The 22082-nt window shown below is 45.1% G+C and carries 15 protein-coding genes; 5 read left to right on the forward strand and 10 right to left on the reverse strand.

Going from position 1 to position 22082, the window contains the following annotated elements; translation table 11 throughout:
- Window positions 1-364 precede the first annotated feature (364 nt).
- From sucD to sdhC, 8 genes are all read right to left on the reverse strand, one after another.
- Window positions 365-1237, reverse strand: coding sequence for a succinate--CoA ligase subunit alpha (gene sucD / locus C9I43_RS08175; RefSeq protein ID WP_076499633.1), 873 nt, complete (start codon window positions 1235-1237; stop codon window positions 365-367).
- Window positions 1237-2403, reverse strand: coding sequence for an ADP-forming succinate--CoA ligase subunit beta (gene sucC, locus C9I43_RS08180; RefSeq protein WP_076499631.1), 1167 nt, complete (start codon window positions 2401-2403; stop codon window positions 1237-1239). Before sucC ends, sucD begins: the two co-directional genes overlap by 1 nt.
- 105 nt (window positions 2404-2508) lie before the next feature.
- Window positions 2509-3699, reverse strand: coding sequence for a 2-oxoglutarate dehydrogenase complex dihydrolipoyllysine-residue succinyltransferase (odhB, locus tag C9I43_RS08185; protein WP_076499629.1), 1191 nt, complete (start codon window positions 3697-3699; stop codon window positions 2509-2511).
- Between the two features lie 31 nt (window positions 3700-3730).
- Window positions 3731-6562: a 2-oxoglutarate dehydrogenase E1 component gene (sucA, locus tag C9I43_RS08190; RefSeq protein WP_107883128.1), complete on the reverse strand. Its 2832-nt coding sequence runs from the start codon at window positions 6560-6562 to the stop codon at window positions 3731-3733.
- Between the two features lie 213 nt (window positions 6563-6775).
- A complete protein-coding gene (locus C9I43_RS08195) occupies window positions 6776-7483 on the reverse strand; it encodes a succinate dehydrogenase iron-sulfur subunit (protein ID WP_076499625.1) in 708 nt (235 codons plus the stop codon).
- A gap of 11 nt (window positions 7484-7494) precedes the next feature.
- The gene (sdhA, locus tag C9I43_RS08200; protein ID WP_107883129.1) at window positions 7495-9261 is read right to left on the reverse strand and encodes a succinate dehydrogenase flavoprotein subunit; all 1767 of its coding nucleotides are present in this window, start codon (window positions 9259-9261) and stop codon (window positions 7495-7497) included.
- Window positions 9262-9609, reverse strand: a complete 348-nt coding sequence (sdhD, locus tag C9I43_RS08205) for a succinate dehydrogenase, hydrophobic membrane anchor protein (RefSeq protein ID WP_076499621.1) — start codon at window positions 9607-9609, stop codon at window positions 9262-9264. It abuts the gene before it with no gap.
- Window positions 9603-9998 (reverse strand): succinate dehydrogenase, cytochrome b556 subunit, encoded by a 396-nt coding sequence (gene sdhC / locus C9I43_RS08210; protein WP_076499620.1) that lies wholly within the window; start codon window positions 9996-9998, stop codon window positions 9603-9605. The genes sdhD and sdhC overlap by 7 nt, the downstream gene beginning before the upstream one ends.
- A 417-nt stretch (window positions 9999-10415) precedes the next feature.
- Here sdhC and C9I43_RS08215 point away from each other — a divergent pair, with 417 nt between their 5' ends.
- The 4 genes from C9I43_RS08215 to C9I43_RS08230 all read left to right on the forward strand — a co-directional run bounded on the left by C9I43_RS08215 (window position 10416) and on the right by C9I43_RS08230 (window position 19368).
- Window positions 10416-11702: a citrate synthase gene (locus C9I43_RS08215; protein ID WP_076499618.1), complete on the forward strand. Its 1287-nt coding sequence runs from the start codon at window positions 10416-10418 to the stop codon at window positions 11700-11702.
- A gap of 287 nt (window positions 11703-11989) precedes the next feature.
- On the forward strand, window positions 11990-13054 hold the full coding sequence (locus C9I43_RS08220; RefSeq protein WP_076499775.1) for an efflux RND transporter periplasmic adaptor subunit: 1065 nt from the start codon (window positions 11990-11992) through the stop codon (window positions 13052-13054).
- Window positions 13055-13066: 12 nt separating this feature from the next.
- The gene (locus C9I43_RS08225) at window positions 13067-16324 is read left to right on the forward strand and encodes an efflux RND transporter permease subunit (protein WP_107883130.1); all 3258 of its coding nucleotides are present in this window, start codon (window positions 13067-13069) and stop codon (window positions 16322-16324) included.
- Window positions 16321-19368 (forward strand): efflux RND transporter permease subunit, encoded by a 3048-nt coding sequence (locus C9I43_RS08230; protein WP_107883131.1) that lies wholly within the window; start codon window positions 16321-16323, stop codon window positions 19366-19368. The genes C9I43_RS08225 and C9I43_RS08230 overlap by 4 nt, the downstream gene beginning before the upstream one ends.
- A 93-nt stretch (window positions 19369-19461) precedes the next feature.
- Here C9I43_RS08230 and yqfB read toward each other — a convergent pair whose 3' ends face one another.
- Window positions 19462-19764 carry a N(4)-acetylcytidine aminohydrolase gene (yqfB, locus tag C9I43_RS08235; protein ID WP_076499773.1) on the reverse strand — a complete coding sequence of 101 codons (303 nt, stop codon included), beginning with the start codon at window positions 19762-19764 and terminating at the stop codon, window positions 19462-19464.
- A gap of 373 nt (window positions 19765-20137) precedes the next feature.
- On the opposite strand from yqfB, the gene C9I43_RS08240 reads away from it, so the two are divergent.
- Window positions 20138-20341 (forward strand): DUF2986 domain-containing protein, encoded by a 204-nt coding sequence (locus C9I43_RS08240; protein WP_107883133.1) that lies wholly within the window; start codon window positions 20138-20140, stop codon window positions 20339-20341.
- A 141-nt stretch (window positions 20342-20482) separates the two neighbouring features.
- Here C9I43_RS08240 and C9I43_RS08245 read toward each other — a convergent pair whose 3' ends face one another.
- Entirely contained in the window at window positions 20483-22042 is a 1560-nt protein-coding gene (locus tag C9I43_RS08245; RefSeq protein ID WP_258191858.1) for an MATE family efflux transporter, read from the reverse strand.
- Between the last annotated feature and the right edge of the window lie 40 nt (window positions 22043-22082).

Raw genomic sequence — 22082 nt, forward strand, 5'->3', positions numbered from 1 at the left:
GATTATTATGGCTAACATCAACTTAGTGGCTTACCTGCTTTAATGCAGTAAGCATCCATAAAACAAATACGCCCGCAGCCGAGGGCTGCAAACGTGTGACATAATTAAACAAAAGATTTATTTCTGAGACAGCACTGAAGCCATAATCATATAGATTACGGTTAATGGTTCAACTGGAGATGACCCTCGCCACAGATAAAAGCAATTGTCTCTCCGAGAGGCATCAATCTAACCTTTATAAAGAAAAATATCTAGTCTTCAAAATGTTAGCTTAGTCCTATTTCATTTAAGCTAAGTCACATAAATCAAATTAAGCCCAATAAAAAAGGCGCCTTAGGCGCCTTTTGGTATCGAACGGTTTAACTTACCAACCAGTGCGAATACGCAGCGCTTTGCCGATATCAGCAAGCGAGCGGACAGTTGTCACACCCGCTGCTTCTAGTGCAGCAAATTTGTCTTCTGCAGTGCCTTTACCGCCAGCGATAATCGCGCCAGCGTGGCCCATACGCTTACCAGCAGGTGCAGTAACGCCAGCAATGTAAGACACAACAGGCTTAGTTACGTGTGCTTTGATGTAAGCAGCCGCTTCTTCTTCAGCATTGCCACCGATTTCACCGATCATCACAATCGCTTCAGTCTGTGGATCGTTTTGGAACATTTCCAATACGTCGATGAAGTTAGTGCCTGGGATTGGATCGCCACCGATACCTACGCAAGTAGATTGGCCGAAACCTTCATCAGTCGTTTGCTTAACCGCTTCATAGGTCAGCGTACCTGAACGTGAAACGATACCCACTTTGCCGCGTAAGTGAATGTGACCAGGCATGATGCCAATCTTACATTCACCTGGGGTGATAACACCTGGGCAGTTAGGGCCAATCATGCGAACACCAGTTTCTTCAAGTTTAACTTTAACTTGCAGCATATCCAGCGTAGGGATGCCTTCAGTGATACATACGATAAGCTCAATGCCACCGTCGATAGCTTCAAGAATGGCATCTTTACAAAATGGTGCCGGTACATAGATCACAGAAGCAGTCGCACCAGTAGCAGCTACAGCGTCTTTTACAGTGTTAAACACTGGCAGACCTAAATGCGTTTGACCGCCTTTACCAGGAGACACACCGCCCACCATTTGCGTACCGTAATCGATAGCTTGTTGTGAGTGGAATGTACCTTGACCGCCAGTGAAACCTTGGCAAATTACCTTAGTATCTTTATTGATTAAGACAGACATTATTTGCCCTCCGCAGCTTTAACAACTTGCTCAGCCGCATCAGTCAGACTGGTCGCTGCAATGATATCAAGACCTGATTTAGCCAGTACTTCACGGCCAAGTTCAGCGTTAGTACCTTCTAAACGGACTACAACTGGTACTTTAACGCCGACTTCTTTAACGGCGCCAATGATACCTTCTGCAATCATGTCACAACGGACGATACCGCCGAAGATGTTAACCAGAACTGCTTTCACATTGCTGTCAGACAGAATGATTTTGAAAGCTTCTGCTACACGTTCTTTAGTCGCGCCGCCGCCTACGTCTAGGAAGTTCGCTGGCTTGCCACCATGCAAGTTAACGATATCCATGGTACCCATAGCCAGACCAGCACCGTTAACCATACAGCCAACGTTACCGTCTAATGCTACATAGTTCAGTTCGAACTTAGCCGCATGAGCTTCGCGGGCATCATCTTGTGATGGATCGTGCATGCCTTTGATTTTTGGTTGACGGTACAGAGCGTTACCATCAATACCGATTTTACCGTCTAGGCAGTGTAAGTTGCCTTCAGTGGTAATAACCAGTGGGTTGATTTCTAAGAGTGCAAAATCATGCTCAACGAACATGTTCGCCAGACCCATGAAAATCTTAGTGAACTGCTTCATTTGCGTTGGGTTTAAGCCTAACTTGAAGCCAAGATCACGGGCTTGGAAGCCTTGTGGACCAGTCAAAGGATCGATAATTGCTGTGTGGATGAGTTCTGGCGTTTCTTCTGCCACTTTCTCAATTTCCACGCCACCTTCAGTCGATGCCATGAACACAACGCGACGAGTCGCGCGGTCAACAACCGCACCTAAGTACAGTTCGTTAGCGATGTCGGTGCAGCTTTCTACTAAAATTTTAGCAACTGGCTGACCTTTCTCGTCAGTTTGGTAAGTCACCAGATTTTTGCCTAACCAGTGTTCGGCAAAGGCTCTGATTTCTTCTTTATCGCCAGTGACTTTAACGCCACCTGCTTTACCGCGGCCGCCTGCGTGTACTTGACACTTAACAACCCATAAATTTCCGCCAATATGGCCTGCCGCTTCTACAGCTTCTTGGGCTGTATCACATGCAAAACCTTCTGACACTGGTAAACCATATTCGGCAAATAGGGATTTTGCCTGATACTCATGCAAATTCATGATGATCTATCCGTATACTTCTAATCAAATCCAACTGGCCCAATTGGGCCAGTCACGAGGGTATGTCTGGCTATTTCGTTAAGCGCAATCTCTTATCGAGTTGGCTTACAGATCAAGCAGCAGACGTGTTGGGTCTTCAAGGAAGTCTTTAATCGCTACCAAGAAACCAACAGACTCACGGCCATCAACAATACGATGGTCATATGAGAGTGCTAGGTACATCATGGGCAGGATTTCAACCTGACCATTGACTGCCATAGGGCGATCTTTAATGGCATGCATGCCTAAAATCGCGCTTTGTGGCAGGTTAAGAATTGGTGTAGACATCAGTGAACCGAAAACACCACCGTTAGTCACAGTGAAGTTACCGCCAGTCATGTCAGCCACAGTCAGCTTACCGTCACGGCCTTTAAGCGCTAAGTCACGGACTGCTTTTTCGATTTCAGCTAAGTTCATAGTATCTGTGTCACGTAATACTGGTGTTACCAGACCACGTGGCGTTGATACAGCGATGCTGATGTCAAAATAGTTGTGATAAACGATATCATCGCCATCAATAGACGCGTTGACTTCTGGGAAGCGTTTTAGCGCTTCAGTCACCGCTTTGATGTAGAAAGACATAAAGCCTAAACGAATACCATGACGCTTTTCAAAGATATCTTGGTATTGCTTACGGATATCCATAATAGGCTTCATGTTCACTTCGTTAAACGTTGTGAGCATAGCGGTAGAGTTTTTAGCTTCTAACAAACGGTTAGCGATGGTTTTGCGTAAACGTGACATAGGCACACGTTTCTCGCTACGACCAGCCGCTAACGGCGCCACTGCTGGCGCTGCTGTAGAAGCGGCCTTTGGAGCCGTCTTAACGAAAGCTTCAACGTCTTCTTTAGTAATACGACCACCCACACCAGTGCCTTTTACTTTACTGGCATCAACATTGTGCTCAGCCAGTAAACGGCGTACTGATGGGCTTAACGCATCACTGCTTTCATCGCTTGTTGCAACAACAGGTGTTGCCGCTTCAGCTTGTGCTTTAGTGACTTCTTTACCCGATACGGCGCCAGCGATGAATTTAGCAATCACTTGTTCACCCAGAACAGTGGCGCCTTCTTCAAATAAAAACTCACCAATGTAGCCATCTTCTGGCGCGACCACTTCAAGAACCACTTTATCGGTTTCAATATCAACCAGGTTTTGATCACGAGAAACTTGCTCACCCACTTTGACATGCCAAGTAGCAATTGTGGCATCGGCAACAGATTCTGGTAGTACAGGTACCTTGATTTCGATACTCATGAAAAACTATCCTTTTATAAAATGTCTATTACTACAGTGCAGTTGTAAATTTTAGGGCACTGTTCACTAAAGATTCTTGCTGATGTGCGTGCAGCTCAGGATAACCACATGCGGGCGCAGCTGACGCTTCACGACCGGCATAAGTTAACTGTGCACCAACAGGAACCGCGGCCCAGAAATGGTGTTGACTAGAGTACCAAGCACCTTGGTTCTGAGGCTCTTCCTGACACCAAACAAAATCTTTCACATGTTGGTAATCCGCCAGAGCAACGATCATTTCATCATGTGGGAACGGATATAACTGTTCAACACGAATTAGCGCGACGTTAGTGATATTTTCTTTACGGCGTTTTTCCAGTAGTTCAAAGTAAACCTTACCACTACAGAATACGACGCGGTCAACTTTGCTGGCTTCCAACGTATCGATTTCACCAATCACGTTTTGGAAACTACCGTTTGCCAACTCTTCTAAACTAGAAACCGCTAATGGGTGACGTAGCAAAGACTTAGGAGACATAACGACCAAAGGTCGACGCATAGGACGCACCACTTGGCGGCGCAACATATGGTAAACCTGTGCAGGCGTAGAAGGCACACACACTTGCATATTGTGGTTAGCGCACATCTGCAAGAAACGCTCTAAACGAGCGCTTGAATGCTCAGGGCCTTGACCTTCATATCCATGGGGTAACAGCATAGTCAGACCACATAAACGGCCCCACTTTTGCTCACCCGAGGATAAAAATTGGTCGATAACCACTTGGGCACAGTTAGCAAAGTCACCAAACTGCGCTTCCCAAATGGTTAAACCGCCAGGTTCAGTCGTGGCATAACCATATTCAAATGCTAATACAGACGCTTCAGATAATACTGAGTCAGTAATATCAATCGGGCCCTGTGTTTCATTAACATTGCGCAGAGGCATGTAAGTCGTGCCATCATTTTGATTGTGCACTACCGCATGACGATGGAAGAAAGTACCACGGCCAGAATCTTGACCAGTAATGCGCACGCGCTTGTTGTCTTCAACAATCGAGGCATAAGCCAAGGTTTCTGCAAAGCCCCAATCAAGGAGCTTCTCGCCTTTAGCCATTGCTACCCGATCGCTATAAATCTTAGCTACACGTGACTGTACGGGGTGGTTTTCTGGCACATAACTCATTTTGTCAGCCAGATTCTGTAGACGCTCAACCGACATAGCAGCTTGATACGTCTCATCCCATTCACGACCGATAAATGGTGCCCAGTCAACAGAATGTTTCGTCATTGGACGCCATTCTTTAACCACACAGTCACCTTGATCTAATGCATCACGGTAATTGTTGATTAAGCCTGTCACTTCATCGGCAGCAATCACATTGTCAGCGATAAGCTTGTCAGCATAAATCTTACGTGGAGTGGCATGTTTTTTAATCTTGGCATACATCAATGGCTGAGTTGCACTTGGCTCATCGGCTTCGTTATGACCATGACGGCGATAACAGACTAATTCAATCACCACATCACGTTTAAATTCATTACGATAATCAACCGCTAACTGTGACACAAAGGCCACCGCTTCAGGATCGTCAGAATTTACGTGGAAAATCGGTGCCTGAACCATCTTAGCAATGTCAGTACAGTATTCAGTCGAACGCACGTCCGCATGGTTAGACGTAGTGAAACCCACTTGGTTATTCACTACAATGCGAATGCTACCGCCCACTTTAAAGCCACGGGTTTGAGACATGTTAAATGTCTCTTGTACTATCCCTTGACCTGCTATCGCAGAGTCACCGTGAATAGTAATCGGCATAACTTGTAAGCCATCTTTACAACCGCGGCGGTCTTGACGGGCACGAACAGAACCAATTACCACAGGGTTAACAATTTCAAGATGCGATGGGTTAAAGGCCAGTGCTAAGTGCACATTGCCACCTGGCGTTTCGAAATCTGAAGAGAAACCTTGATGGTACTTAACGTCACCAGAACCATGAGTATCGGCATGCTTACCGGCGAACTCGTCAAACAGTTCTGCTGGACGCTTACCTAACACGTTCACTAATACGTTTAGACGACCACGATGCGCCATACCAATGACGATTTCTTTGGTGCCCGCTTCGCCTGCACGATAAATAATTTCGCGCATCATAGGTACTAATGCATCGCCGCCCTCTAGCGAGAAACGTTTCGCACCAGGGAATTTAGCGCCTAAGTATTTTTCAATGCCCTCTGCAGCGTTTAAGCCTTCAAGAATGCGTGTCTTAATACTTTTATCGTAATTGGCTTTACCTAGGGAAGGCTCGAGGCGTTGCTGGATCCAGCGTTTCTCATCGGTATCGGTAATATGCATATATTCAGCACCGATAGAACCACAATAAGTGGCTTTGAGCGCTGTTACCAAATCCGCGAGTTTCATGGTTTCACCACCATGAGCAAAAGAACCGGTATTAAACTCGCTAGCCATATCTTCTTTAGTCAAGCCATGGAAGGCGGGATCTAAATCAGCAACGGGCTCGCGTTTCCACAGTTCAAGCGGATCAAGGTTCGCACCTTGGTGACCACGAAAACGATGGGCGTTAATTAATTGCAGGACTTTTACTTGCTTAGCATCCATATCAGGATCGGTCACGCGAGCAGAGCTCTTATGGCGTCCTTCTAACGCTAAACTGCGAAAATAATCACGTACTTTTGAGTGAGCAGCTTCAGGCGCATCAACAGCAGCACCGTTCACAGGAGGGAGATTATCAAATACCGCACGCCAGTCATCAGCAACTGATTGTGGGTCTTCTTGATAGGCTTCATACATCTCTTCTACGTAGGTCGAATTAGCGCCACTTAAGTGAGATGATTCGAGCCAGGCTTTCATGATGCCTTGGTGCATTTCTATTCCTTTCAAACTTTATACACGTGCTTAGCCATAGTATTAAATATGCAGTCAGTAGAGATTACCTTCGACGCATAATTCTGCCGCCCCTAGATATCCAGATATACGGCGCGTTGTCATCCATTACATACGCAAAAGAGCCACCTTCTGCTTCCAGAAAGTGACTCTTTGAGAGCTATATTATTATTGGTTTCAGCTCGGGTTCTCGCATTACACTGCTCGCTTCAACAGCATGGACTTAATATGACCAATTGCTTTAGTCGGATTAAGACCTTTTGGACACACGTCAACGCAGTTCATGATGCCGTGGCAACGGAACACGCTATAGGCGTCGTCCAGCTCAGATAAACGTTCTTCTGTTGCTGTGTCGCGACTGTCGATCAAGAAACGGTAAGCATGAAGCAGACCGCTTGGACCGATAAACTTATCAGGATTCCACCAGAATGATGGGCAAGCCGTAGAACAACAGGCACACATGATACATTCGTACAGACCATCTAAATGAGCACGCTCTTCAGGTGATTGTAAGTGTTCACGGGCTGGTGCTTTCTCATCATTGATGAGGTAAGGCTTAATCTTCTCATACTGCTTATAGAACTGAGTTAAATCAACAACTAAGTCACGAACAACTGGCATCCCTGGTAATGGACGTATTTCTAATTTCTTACCTTTAAAGGTTGAAATTGGCGTAATACAAGCCAAACCATTTTTACCATTCATGTTGACGCCATCACTACCACACACACCTTCACGGCACGAGCGACGGAATGACAAAGTTGGATCTTGCTCTTTCAACTTGATCAGTGCATCAAGCACCATCATGTCTGAGCCTTCAGCCACTTCTAAGTTGTAATCCTGCATATACGGTTTAGTATCTACATCAGGATTGTAGCGATAAACTGCAAATGTCAATTTCATCTTTGCAACTCCTAGTAGGTACGTTTCTTCGGCGGGAATGCTTCACGTAGCTTAGGTGCCATGTTGACTGCACGACGATCCATCGTTTCAGTCGCAGGATCAAATAAGCTGTGGCATAACCAGTTCTCATCATCACGTTCTAAATAATCTTCACGTGAGTGAGCACCGCGGCTTTCAGTACGGAAGTTAGCTGCATAGGCCGTTGCGATTGCCGTTGCCATTAAGTTATCTAACTCTAAGCATTCAATACGTTGAGTATTGAACTCACGAGAGTTATCAGACAATTTAGCATTCGCAAGACGTTCACGGATCACTTTCAACTGCGCTAAGCCTTCAGCCATAGCATCGCCACGACGGAATACCGAGAAGTTTAACTGCATACACAGTTGCAGATCCTTACGGATTTGCGCAGGATCTTCGCCATCTTTGTTGCTTTCCCAACGATTTAAACGCGCGAGTGATGCTTGAACATTGGCATCGCTTGCGTCTTTTGGATCGTCAGTTTCATCTAAGGCTTTACCTAAATGCTGACCCGCTGCGCGGCCAAAGACCACTAAGTCGAGCAATGAGTTACCACCTAAGCGGTTAGCGCCATGTACCGATACACAGGCAATCTCACCTACAGCAAACAAACCAATAATGTCATGTTCAGTGCCATCTTCATTCTTGCGAATAACTTGACCACTGACCTTTGTTGGCAAACCGCCCATCATATAATGACAAGTTGGCAATACAGGGATTGGACCATCAGCCGGATCGATATGAGCAAAAGTACGAGACAATTCACACACGCCTGGTAAACGTGCCTCAAGTGTTTCTTTGCCTAAGTGATCAAGCTTAAGTAACAGATGTGGACCTAATGGACCGTCTAAACCACGACCTTCGCGGATTTCAGTCATCATTGAACGTGCAACCACGTCGCGTGATGCCAAATCTTTCGCGTTAGGGGCATAACGCTCCATAAAACGCTCGCCGTCTTTGTTCAGCAGATAACCGCCTTCACCACGACAACCTTCAGTCACAAGTACACCCGCACCGGCGATGCCCGTTGGGTGGAACTGCCACATTTCCATATCTTGCATTTGTACGCCAGCACGCATCGCCATACCTACGCCGTCACCGGTGTTGATATGTGCGTTAGTGGTAGAAGCGTAGATACGCCCTGCTCCACCTGTCGCTAGAATTGTTGCTTTAGCTTTGAAATAAACGATATCACCCGTTTCAATTTCAATCGCAGTACAACCCACAACGACACCATCCTCGTTTTTAACGAGATCTAATGCATACCATTCTGAGAATACTTGCGTCTTATGCTTAACGTTTTGCTGGTATAAACAGTGAAGCAAAGCATGACCAGTACGGTCAGCCGCGGCTGCAGTACGTGCAGCTTGCTCGCCACCAAAGTTTCTAGATTGACCACCAAAAGGACGTTGGTAAATAGTGCCGTTATCAAAACGAGAAAAAGGTAAACCCATTTGCTCAAGTTCAATAACCGCTTCAGGACCGGTTTTACACATGAATTCAATCGCTTCTTGGTCGCCGATAAAATCGGAACCTTTCACGGTATCGTACATATGCTGTTCCCAATGATCTTCATGGGCGTTACCTAATGCAACGGTAATACCACCCTGCGCAGATACGGTATGAGAACGTGTTGGGAATACTTTTGATAAAAGCGCACAGCTTTTACCTTCTTTAGAAATTTGCAGCGCTGCACGCATACCAGCGCCGCCGGCACCGATCACTACAGCATCAAATTCGCGTACTGGAATACTCACTTAGACACCCCACACAATAACAATGCCGGCCGCTAAATAACAAAATACGGTAACGACAAAGATGAACTGTAAAACACCACGTAACGACGTGCACTTGACGTAATCTGTCAGCACTTGCCATACACCAATCCAAGCGTGTACGAGCAATGCTACCAACGCAAGAAGTGTAAACACTTTCATTGGTAGCGTGCTAAATAGACTATGCCAGACGTCGTAAGTGAGAGGGGAACTACATGCAATAAAGCCTACTAAAAATATAGAATAACAGGCGAGGATCACTGCACTAGCGCGTATAAGAATAAAGTCATGAACTCCACTGCGTCCAAAACTTGCTGCATTGGTTACCATACCCATATCCCCGCTACAATTGAAAAGGCTACCGTCAACACAAACACAGCTTTCGCTGATACGGTACCCGAAGCCAACTCTTCCCAACGTCCGGTATCCATTACTAAGTGGCGCAGGCCACCAAATAAATGGAAGGCTAATGCCGTCAAAATACCCCATATGATGAACTTCATGATGAAGTGATCAAATAGAGACTGAACGCCAGCAAAGCTTTCTGCGGATGCTAAAGATGAATTTAGCAACCAAATAAGAATGCCAACTGCGAACAGCATGATGACACCGGAAACACGGTGAAGAATTGACACAATCGCTGTTGCAGGAAAGCGAATGGTCTGCAGATCTAAATGGACAGGTCTTTGCTTTTTCACGTTCTGCTCACTCAGCTCCATTGAGCATTTTTTTGTTATGTGAACCGCTTTTGTACAAACTTTAAACCAATAGGTAATTTAAGGCAAAAGTAAACACAAAAGCAAAGTTTAAACAAACAGTTAACTATCTGGGCACAGATTATTTAATTTCTAAATAAAGCGTGTTTTATAATCGTTGTTTGCGGCCATTATTAGGCGGAGGCAAGTATACTCGCGGGAAATGTCAAATACAAACATCACAGAATGCAAATTATGTTTTTTTTGTGCAGATATCCTCGTAAGTGCCAGTTGCAGCAAGGAAAGTAAAGAGTTTTATACCATGGTCTAACAAATTTAAACGCTTATTTAAATTGAAATGTGATCTAGAATAGCTGTACAGTAATGGCGTTTTTGAAGTACCGCACTCACAGAGTAAGAACTAAGTAAGGAGAACGGGGTATGGCTGATTTAAAAGCCAAATTAGAATTACCAGGGAACGACTCGATAGAATTGCCAATAAAGCAAGGATCAGCTGGTTTTGACGTAATCGATATTAGTAAGCTTGGCAGCAAGGGTTACTTTACCTTTGACCCAGGTTTTCTAGCGACTGCTTCTTGTGAATCTGCAATTACCTTTATTGATGGTGATCTGGGCATATTGCTACATCGTGGCTATCCAATCGATCAACTTGCTGTTGACTCCGATTACCTAGACCTATGTTATCTGTTGCTTTACGGTGAACTACCGACAAAAGCACAATATACTGAGTTTGTACATACAGTAAAAAATCATACAATGGTGCACGAGCAGCTAGCTTTCTTCTTTAGAGGCTTCCGTCGTGATGCTCACCCTATGGCCATGTTATGTGGTGTAACGGGCGCGCTATCTGCATTTTATCAAGACTCTTTAGATGTTAACGATCCACGTCACCGTGAAATCGCTGCTTATCGCTTGGTCTCAAAAATGCCGACTATTGCAGCAATGTGTTACAAGTATTCTTCAGGCCAGCCATTCGTTTACCCACGTAATGACTTAAGCTATGCGGGCAACTTCCTAAGCATGATGTTTGCAGTGCCGTGCGAAGAATACGTTGTTAATCCGATTGTTGAACGTGCCATGGACAGGATCTTCATTTTACATGCTGATCATGAACAAAACGCATCGACTTCAACCGTGCGTTTAGCGGGTTCTTCAGGCGCTAACCCATTTGCGTGTATCGCAGCGGGTATTGCGTCACTTTGGGGCCCTGCACACGGCGGCGCTAACGAAGCTTGCTTACAAATGTTAGAAGAAATCGGTTCAGTTGACCGTATTCCTGAATTCATTGAACGTGCTAAAGATAAGAATGATCCATTCCGTCTAATGGGCTTCGGACACCGTGTTTACAAGAACTTTGACCCTCGAGCCAAAGTTATGCGTGAAACCTGTCATGAAGTGCTGAAAGAGCTAAAAGTAAAAGATCCTCTATTGGATGTCGCCATGGAACTTGAGCGCATTGCGCTTGAAGACGAATACTTTATTTCTAAGAAGCTATATCCAAACGTCGATTTCTACTCTGGCATCATCATGAAAGCCATTGGTATTCCAACCAGTATGTTCACTGTGCTGTTTGCACTGGCACGCACTGTTGGCTGGATTGCTCACTGGAAAGAAATGTTAGATCAACCAGGGCACAAAATCAGCCGTCCTCGTCAGCTTTATACTGGCGAAAAAACGCGTAATTTTGTTGATTTAGATAAACGTTAAATCCCAGACTTTATGCATTTAAAAGCGCCTCAGGGCGCTTTTTTTATATCTCAATTCCCCTTAAATCAGCCCTTCCTCACACAAAACATATTGTTATAAATTATCACACCATTAACTATGCATGGTTATTTTCATCATTTATTAAACTTTTTGGCTACATTTGATGGTATCCACTAATAGCACGCCATCAACACCCAGAATAAGTAATTGAAATAAAACAAATTATAACATTGGCATATTTTGTGCTTTTACATGTCATCACGATAAATACAACCGGTAATACTCTTATGAGAAAGTCAAAAGTTGCTAAATTCATTCTGCCATTATTTATGATTTCAATGCTGGCAGCCTGTGGTGGAGAGGAAGTGGCCAAAAAAGAAGAAAAATATGCCATTCCCGTCGAAACCACTACAGTGAAGCAAGGAGACGTTTCCTCTTTTTATAGCACGACCGCCACTTTAGAAGCGCCGCAAGAAGCCAATGTCGTCAGCCGTATTTCTGGATTGATTGAATCACTTACTGTTGAAGAAGGCGATCGTGTTCAAAAGGGTCAAGTGCTCGCTGTTATCGATGCAAAAAGGCAACAATACGATTTAGACCGCTCAGAAGCTGAAGTAAAAATTATTGAGCAAGAATTAAACCGTCTTAAAAAGATGGGCAACAGAGAATTTATTAGCGCCGACTCAATGGCCAAGCTCGAATATAACTTGCAAGCGGCTATTGCAAAAAAAGATCTCGCCAAGCTGCAAGTCACAGAAAGCCAAGTGGTGTCACCCATCAGTGGCGTAGTCGCTAAGCGTTATGTAAAAGCGGGCAATATGGCCAAGGAATACGGCGATCTTTTTTACATCGTTAACCAAGATGAGCTGCACGGCATCGTACATTTACCAGAGCAACAACTGGCAAGTTTAAAACTCGGCCAAGAGGCTCAAGTGTTTAGCAATCAACAAAGCAAGCGTGCTATTCATGCCAAAGTGTTGCGGATAAGCCCAATTGTTGACCCACAAAGCGGCACTTTTAAGGTAACACTCGCTGTACCTAACCAAGATGCACGTCTTAAAGCGGGCATGTTTACCCGTGTTGAACTTAAATATGATACCCATGAAAATGTTATCACTATCCCCTACAGCGCCTTGATTAACCAAGATGATAAACAAGCGTTGTATGTGATTGATGGGGCGAACGCTAATCGCCGAGAAATTGAAATTGGCTACCGTGAAGGGGATTTAGTCGAAGTTATTACTGGCATTAAACCCGGAGAGCAAGTTGTGACTCGTGGCCAGCAAAACCTGAAAGATCAATCATTAGTCGAAGTGATCACTCCACTCAATCTTATTTCTGCTAAAAACTGATTGGAGTCATTTATGTCAATTATCAGCACTTCAGTTAAACGACCCGTTACAGTGTGGATGTTCATGCTGGCGGTGATGTTATTCGGTATGGTGGGGTTTTCACGCTTGGCGGTTAAGTTACTGCCAGATTTGAGCTATCCCACGTTAACTATTCGCACTATGTATGACGGTGCAGCGCCTGTAGAAGTCGAGCAACTCGTCTCAAAACCAATTGAAGAAGCCGTTGGCGTGGTCAAAGGCTTACGCAAAATTAGCTCTATTTCACGATCGGGCATGTCAGATGTGGTGCTTGAGTTTGAATGGGGCACCACGATGGACATGGCGAGTTTAGATGTGCGTGAAAAGCTCGACACTATCGCCCTGCCATTAGATGTTAAAAAACCTTTATTGCTGCGTTTTAACCCTAACCTTGACCCAATTATGCGTCTGGCCTTATCGGTACCCAATGCCTCAGAAGCCAATCTTAAGCAAATGCGTACCTACGCAGAAGAAGAGCTTAAACGGCGCCTAGAAGCCCTTTCGGGTGTGGCTGCGGTGCGTTTATCGGGTGGTTTAGAGCAAGAAGTGCATATTCTGCTCAATCAAGAAAAACTATCGCAGCTCAATCTCAATGCCGATGACATTAAACGTCGCATTAACGAAGAAAACATTAACCTCTCTGCGGGTAAAGTCATCCAAGGTGATCGTGAATATTTAGTCAGAACACTCAATCAATTCAATTCATTGGAAGAGCTTGGCCAAGTTATTGTCTATCGTAATGAACAAACCTTAGTGCGTTTATTTGAAGTTGCCACCATCACTGATGCCTATAAAGAGCGCAGTGATATCACCCGCATCGGTAGCCAAGAATCGATTGAGCTGGCTATTTATAAAGAAGGTGATGCTAATACCGTGGCCGTTGCCAAAAAACTGCGTGATGAACTGGCTAAAATCAATCAAGATCCTAAACAAAACAAACTCGAAGTGATTTACGACCAATCTGAGTTTATCGAAAGTGCCATCAGTGAAGTGACCTCTTCAGCGCTAATGGGCAGCGTATTATCTATGCTAGTGATTTACTTGTTCCTGCGTAACATCATCCCAACACTGATTATTTCTATCTCGATTCCTTTCTCCGTCATCGCCACATTCAATATGATGTATTTTGCCGATATCAGCTTAAACATCATGTCATTAGGTGGAATTGCACTGGCGATTGGTTTGTTGGTCGATAATGCCATTGTAGTATTAGAGAACATTGACCGTTGCCGTAGCGAAGGCATGAGTAAGTTAGATGCCGCAGTAACAGGCACAAAGGAAGTAGCTGAGGCGATTTTTGCCTCAACCCTCACCACTCTTGCGGTATTTGTGCCATTAGTATTTGTCGATGGTATTGCTGGCGCTCTGTTCTCAGACCAAGCGCTAACAGTTACCTTTGCGCTTTTAGCATCGCTGTTAGTTGCACTCACTTCTATTCCTATGTTGGCATCTCGCGAAGGTGTTAAAACCTTACCCGCACTGGAAAAAAAACCATCTACGGACAAACCTACCACTAAAATGGGTAAGTTTAAGCACTACAGTAAGACAGCATCTAGCTTCCCTATTCTTCTTATATTTAGTTACTTACCCAGAGCACTATTAACCTTAGTGCTTATTTTAAGCCGCTTATTTTCTTGGCTTATTGGGCTAGTCATGCGTCCTTTAAGCTCAGGGTTTAACTTTATCTACCACAGTATCGAGAAGGTTTATCACAAACTATTAGCCTTAGCGCTGCGCCAACAAATAATCACGCTGCTGCTCACTATTGCGATAACGAGCGCGTGTATTAGCTTGTTACCTCGCCTAGGTATGGAGCTTATTCCGCCGATGAATCAGGGTGAGTTTTATGTAGAGATCCTGCTTCCGCCAGGGACTGCGGTGAGTGAAACCGATAAGGTATTACAACAACTCGCGTTGTCCATCAAGGACAAACCCGAAGTCAACCATGCTTATAGCCAAGCTGGTAGTGGTGGCTTGATGACATCAGACACCGCTCGCGGAGGTGAAAACTGGGGCCGTTTGCAAGTGGTACTCACAGATCACAGTGCCTATAACACCATCACTCAAGTGCTGCGAGATACCGCGCGCCGCATTCCTGAACTTGAAGCTAAAATCGAACAACCTGAATTATTTAGCTTTAAAACGCCGTTAGAAATAGAACTCACGGGTTACGATTTAAACTTGCTCAAGCACAGCGCCGATAATCTAGTCAAAGCATTATCTGCATCGGATCGTTTTGCTGACGTCAATACCAGCCTGCGCGATGGTCAACCTGAGCTCAGTATCCGCTTTGACCATGCAAGGTTAGCGGCGCTCGGAATGGATGCGCCAACGGTTGCCAACCGCATTGCCCAGCGCGTTGGCGGCACTATTGCCAGCCAGTACACTGTGCGTGACCGTAAAATTGATATTCTGGTACGCAGCGAACTTGCTGAGCGCGATCAAATTAGCGATATCGATGCTTTAATTATTAATCCAAACAGCAGCCAGCCTATTGCGTTAAGTGCGGTTGCCGAAGTTTCATTGCAATTAGGCCCCTCGGCGATTAACCGTATCAGCCAACAGCGCGTCGCACTTGTATCGGCGAATATCGCCTACGGAGACTTAAGTGATGCCGTGGCACAGGCGCAGCAAATACTGTCGCAACAAGTGTTACCCGCATCGGTGCAAGCTCGTTTTGGTGGGCAGAATGAGGAAATGGAAAATTCATTCAAATCACTCAAAATTGCGCTTGTTTTAGCCATTTTCTTAGTCTATTTGGTGATGGCAAGTCAGTTTGAATCGCTATTGCATCCACTCCTAATTCTGTTTGCCGTGCCGATGGCTTTGGCAGGTAGCGTACTTGGACTTTATATCACCCAAACCCATTTGAGTGTGGTGGTATTTATCGGTCTTATCATGCTTGCGGGAATTGTAGTGAACAACGCGATTGTATTAGTTGATCGCATCAACCAACTGCGCCGCGAAGGTGCCCAAAAGCTCGAGGCTATTCGCGCCGCCGCTAAATCACGCCTACGCCCAATTATGATGACCACGCTCACCACTACCTTAGGTTTATTGCCAATGGCGCTAGGATTAGGCGATGGCTCCGAGGTGCGTGCACCGATGGCGATTACAGTCATTTTTGGACTCAGTATATCAACCTTACTGACGTTAATTGTGCTGCCAGTGCTTTATGCGCTTTTCGATCGCAAGGAATATACCGTAGAAAGCTGCCAGATTGAGCATGATACACAGGAGGCTCGCCCATGAACCTCACTCGTTTAGCCATTAAGCGTCCCGTGACCACCAGCATGTTCTTCTTGGCTATTTTGCTATTTGGTCTGGCTTCAAGTCGTCTATTACCGCTAGAAATGTTCCCCGGTATCGATATACCGCAAATTGTGGTGCAAGTACCTTACAAGGGCTCGACTCCGGCAGAAGTCGAGCGCGATATCACCCGAGTGCTGGAGGAATCCCTCGCGACAATGGGCGGCATTGACGAGCTTGAGTCAGAATCGTCTCAAGAAGGCGCTGAAATCGAAATCAATATGAAGTGGGGTGAAAACGTCGGAACAAAGAGCCTAGAAGCGCGGGAAAAAATCGATGCGGTGCGCCATTTACTGCCTAAAGATGTTGAGCGAGTATTTATCCGTCAATTTTCTACCGCCGATATGCCCGTGCTCACCATACGCATATCGAGCGACCGCGAGCTGTCGGGTGCATTCGACTTACTCGATAAACAGCTTAAACGTCCGCTTGAACGTGTTGAAGGCGTCTCTAAGGTTAGCCTCTACGGCGTTGAACAAAAACAGATTGAGGCACGCATTAATGCCGATAAACTTGCCGCCAGTGGCTTTTCAGTAACTAACTTGCAAGCACGCCTTGCCAGAGAGAACTTTATCATTAGCGCTGGCACACTCAGAGCCAGTAACCTTGTTTACCAAGTCTCGCCAAAAGGTGAGTTTAGAAACCTTGAAGATATTAAAGCGCTCATACTCAGTCCTGGTTTGACCTTAGGCGACATTGCTAAGGTGCAGTTTGCCCTGCCTGAACGCGTCGAAGGTCGCCATTTAGATCAACACTACGCTGTGGGTTTAGATGTGTTTAAAGAATCCGGCGCTAACTTAGTAGAAGTATCAGACCGTGTATTAAAGGTGATTTCTCAAGCCAAACAAGACCCACAGTTTCAAGGTATTCGGCTATTTATCATGGAAGATCAAGCTTCTGGCGTAAAGTCATCGCTGGCTGACTTGCTACTTTCAGGCTTAATCGGCGCGTTATTGTCTTTTGTCGTGTTGTACTTATTTCTGCGTAATTTAAAAATGACTTTAGTGGTCGTGTCATCTGTACCGATTTCAATCGGCATGACGCTCGCCGCGATGTACTTACTCGGTTACAGCTTGAATATTCTGTCGATGATGGGACTTTTACTCGCCATCGGTATGTTAATTGATAACGCAGTCGTCGTCACCGAGAGCGTTCTGCAGGAGAAACAGGGCAAATCATTAAAAGATAATGAAGAATCGGTAATGACGGGGGTCGATAAAGTATCGCTGGCCGTTTTAGCGGGGACTATGACCACTGCCATCGTATTTTTACCTAATATCTTTGGCGTAAAAGTCGAGCTGACGATTTTCCTTGAGCATGTTGCCATCGCGATTTGTATTTCCCTTGCCGCATCGCTACTGGTGGCTAAAACCTTGATCCCGTTGATGTTGACTAAGTTGCATTTTGATATAGCGCCCTCAAAAGGCCCTAGTAAGTTGCAGCGATTTTACAACAATAGCCTCAATTGGGTATTGCTTAGACCTTGGCGTTCAGGCTTTATCGCCGTGGCTATTCTCGCGTCCACCGCCCTGCCACTATCTATGGTTAAACAGGATCAAGAGGACAGCCAGAGCAAGGAGCGAATTTACATTAACTATCAAGTGGAAGGTCGGCATAACCTCAATGTGACTGAGGCGATGGTTAATCAAATGGAAGAGTATCTTTATAATAATAAAGATAAATTTCATATTGACTCTGTCTACAGCTATTATGCACCCGACGATGGTTCGTCAGTTATTTTGCTAAAAAAAGATTTACCTATACCACTGGATGAGTTGAAAAAGAACATCCGCAGTGGTTTCCCTAAGTATGCTATCGCCAAACCGCAATTTGGTTGGGGGGATGATAACTCTGGCGTGCGCGTTACGCTCACAGGACGCTCAACCTCTGAGCTGATTAACTTAAGCGAACAGGTAATGCCTTTACTACAAAATATCAAAGGATTACAAGACGTTCGCTCTGAGTTAAACGGCGCGCAGCAGGAAGTCGTTATCCGCATCGATAGACAAATGGCAGCACGGTTAGATTTAAAGCTCAATGAAATTGCTTCGAGTATTGCTATGGCGCTACGCGGTTCGCCGCTGCGATCCTTCCGTCATGATCCCAATGGCGAGCTGCGTATCGAAATGGCCTACGACCAAGAATGGCAACAATCCTTAGAAAAACTCAAACAGTTACCCATAGTGCGTATCGATCAAAGGGTATACACCTTAGATAACTTAGCAAACATCAAGATCCAACCGCGCTTTGACACAATCAAACACTTTAATCGCCAAACGGCTTTGTCGATTGGTGCTAATTTAGAAAACCTCACCACAGAAGAGGCACAAACCAAGATCAAGCAAGTGATGGAGAATATCCATTTCCCGACGGGTTACGATTATTCTTTGCGCGGTGGTTTTGAGCGACAAGATGAAGACCAAAGTGTTATGACGACCAATATGTTATTGGCTATCGCAATGATTTATATCGTAATGGCAGCCTTATTTGAATCACTGTTATTACCGACAGCCATTATTACCTCGATTTTATTTTCTATTACTGGCGTATTTTTGGCGCTATTTATCACAGGTACGCCTATTTCGGTGATGGCCATGATAGGCATATTGATTTTAATGGGCATAGTGGTGAATAACGGCATCGTTCTGGTGGATCAGATTAATCAGATGACGCCAGATCTCGACAAATTATCCACTACCATTCGAGATGTGTGTATCACGCGTTTGCGCCCAGTATTAATGACAGTCGGCACTACGGTGCTGGGATTAGTACCGCTGGCAATGGGTGAGACCCAAATTGGTGGTGGCGGCCCGCCGTATTCGCCCATGGCTATTGCGATTATCGGAGGCTTGTCATTCTCGACTCTTACCAGCTTATATTTGGTGCCTTTGTGCTACCAAGCCTTATATAGGATGCGCCATCGCGCCGCGATTGGTTTAGGCCAAGCTGACCAATTCGCCCAAAAGCTGTTACCTTGGGCGCGATAATGACCCCGTCAAGTATCCGATTAAAATAGTGAAAGCGTAAAAGTTGCCGTGCTGCCTTTTACGCTTTTTTTATGCTCCATTAAGTTGACTATTTTACTGCGGTAACACGTTAAAGCGGATCATAAATAATTGCTCAAGACCAGGATAAATCTCAGCAATGACATTACGTAATTGCGCTAATGTCATATTTTCTTGCTCGGCATGTACATCTGTCAACTCGGAGAGTGACACGGGCGTCACATCAACAATTTGGATATCGCAAAACCAGCGGTCTGTTTCAAAGGTTGAAACCGGTAATATTTGTCCTGACTCAACATGGGATTCCGCTTCATCACGCAGTGTAATAGTTTTAGCACCACTTAAGATGTCACGCTCAAAGCGTTCAAAAAAGGTCATTTTAGTTAGCAAAGCGTATTCCTCTGTGCAAGCTATGAGCGATAGCGCTCACTTTAGTCATTTCAGCATCAATAATCGGCAAGTAATATAATGGCTTTTGACCTGCACTAATAGTACGTATTGTCAGTACACATCGAAAAATACGCACCTTCTATTGCATAACCCCAACTCAAAACGCTTATGCTTATTTCTTGTACCAAACGACTTGTACTAAATAAAGGGCTAACGCCTGACATTGAATGCACGCTTCTTTTTTGACAAAATACAGCAAAGCATGGTCAGCTCGCTCAGATTGAGTTAGAATCCGCCCTCAATTGAGCCCTTGGCCTCATATTCCTGCGCATAGCGGGTGCGAAACGAAATTAGAGACGTCATGAACAAGAAACAAAAAATCATCAAGAAAATAGCGAAGCGCGCCAAGGCTAGACTGAATAAAGTCGACCCTGCCACAATTGGGTTGCCCGCAAAATCTGGTTATGTCTCTAAGGCCGAGCGTGCGAAGCTTGAATCCTTAGAAGCCACTCAAATTGCTGAGACCAGTACGGATAATACCGACGATACGCCTCACATAGGCTGAATACATCGCCAAGATGTTAAGTTTTAAATGCATAAATGCCACTGAATCGAGTGGCATTTTTTGTATGTATTAGCCGTTAATCAACCTTAAGATTAATCGTCAATCCCCAAAACACATTCGTGTTTACGCTGTGCCAAAAGACTATGTATCAGACTTAAGGGATTTTGGAGCTAATTCATTGTCATCAGCTATGGCGTCATCGCCACTTATCACCCGCAAAGTAACATCGACTTCTTGTTCTTCGGTTAATTGTGCCATTTGCGCTTGCACTGATGACAGTGGATTAACCGCGCTAGGTGAATGCTCTGCAACGCAGTTAGCAATCTCATCTTGCTTGTTTAATGTGTCGCTCACTGTATAGGAAGATAGCTGTTGTGCTTGCGTAGCCACTTTATCCACCAAGCGATAGGCAACTAGCACACCTAAAATACCAAAGAGTACAGAGCCTATCACTTGTCCAATCAGCACACCATAAACCCCGCCCCACAGCGCGCCAAAATACACAAAAGGCACTGTGCCTAATGTGGCTTTGCCAACATTAAATAACGTGGAATATTTGGCCTTACCCAGGTTATTAAATGACGCGTTCGCTACAAATAAAATCCCCGAAAAGATAAAGAACACCGCGATATAACTACAAAAAAAGTTAATAACATCAGCACTGTCACCTTTCATATCGAACACATTAATCAAATGCGACTTAAGCACAAACAGCAATAACGACATACTCAGCACATACGCAGTGCAAAATTGGATGGCTCTGGTCAAGCTCTCCCTTACTCTATCAAACTGTCCCGCACCAAAGTTTTGCCCAATGATTGGCCCAATCGCGCCAGAAAGGGCAAAAATCATCCCAAAAGCCACTGGGATCAAACGCCCTAACACGGCCCAACCCGCCACATAAGCATCACCAAAATCGGCAATCGCACGCGTAACAAAGGCATTGCCAATGGGCGTCGCCACATTGGTTAACATCGCGGGCCCAGCAATCGCAAAAATAGGTTTAAGATCTGCGACAAAGTGCGCTTTGTTAAAATGACCCAGTAACTGATGTTTGATCACCACCCCGCGACCGGCAATTACAAACACTGCCACTCGTGCCAATACCGATGCCAATGCAGCCCCTTCTATGCCCATCGCGAACATAAAGATAAAAATAGGGTCTAGCACGGCATTAACACCACCGCCTGCTAAGGTAGACATCATAGAAAGTTTGGCATCGCCTACCGCGCGCAAAGCCCCGCCCAGCGCCATCGCTAAACAAATAAAAGGCAGCGAAGGCACTAAAATATATAAATAACTGGCCGCAAGCACCGCCGTATGTCCACGGGCGCCAACTAATGCCACTAGCTCAGGAATAAAGCTAGTCACAACCACAGCCACCAGCACGCTAATTAAGGTGGTGACGACTGCACTATTGAGTAATAGCCGTTTTGCCAGCACTACGTCTTTTGCACCAATAGAGCGAGACACTAGCGCGCCTAATGCAATTGATAACCCTATGCCAATAGATGTCGTGAAAAACGAGATGCTGCCCGCATAGCCCACCGCAGCGGCAAGCTCATTTTCGCCTAACAAACTGAGAAAGAAGATATCCAGTAAATCCACCACAAATAAGGCAGAAATTCCTACCGCAGAGGTCGAGCTCATTACTAAGATATGCCGTAAAATAGGCCCTTCAACAAACTTGGCTTGCGTCATACGTGTGTTTTACCTATAAGAATAAAAAAATCAGCAACTG

Source organism: Shewanella morhuae (genome assembly GCF_003028295.1).
Classification (GTDB): domain Bacteria; phylum Pseudomonadota; class Gammaproteobacteria; order Enterobacterales; family Shewanellaceae; genus Shewanella; species Shewanella morhuae.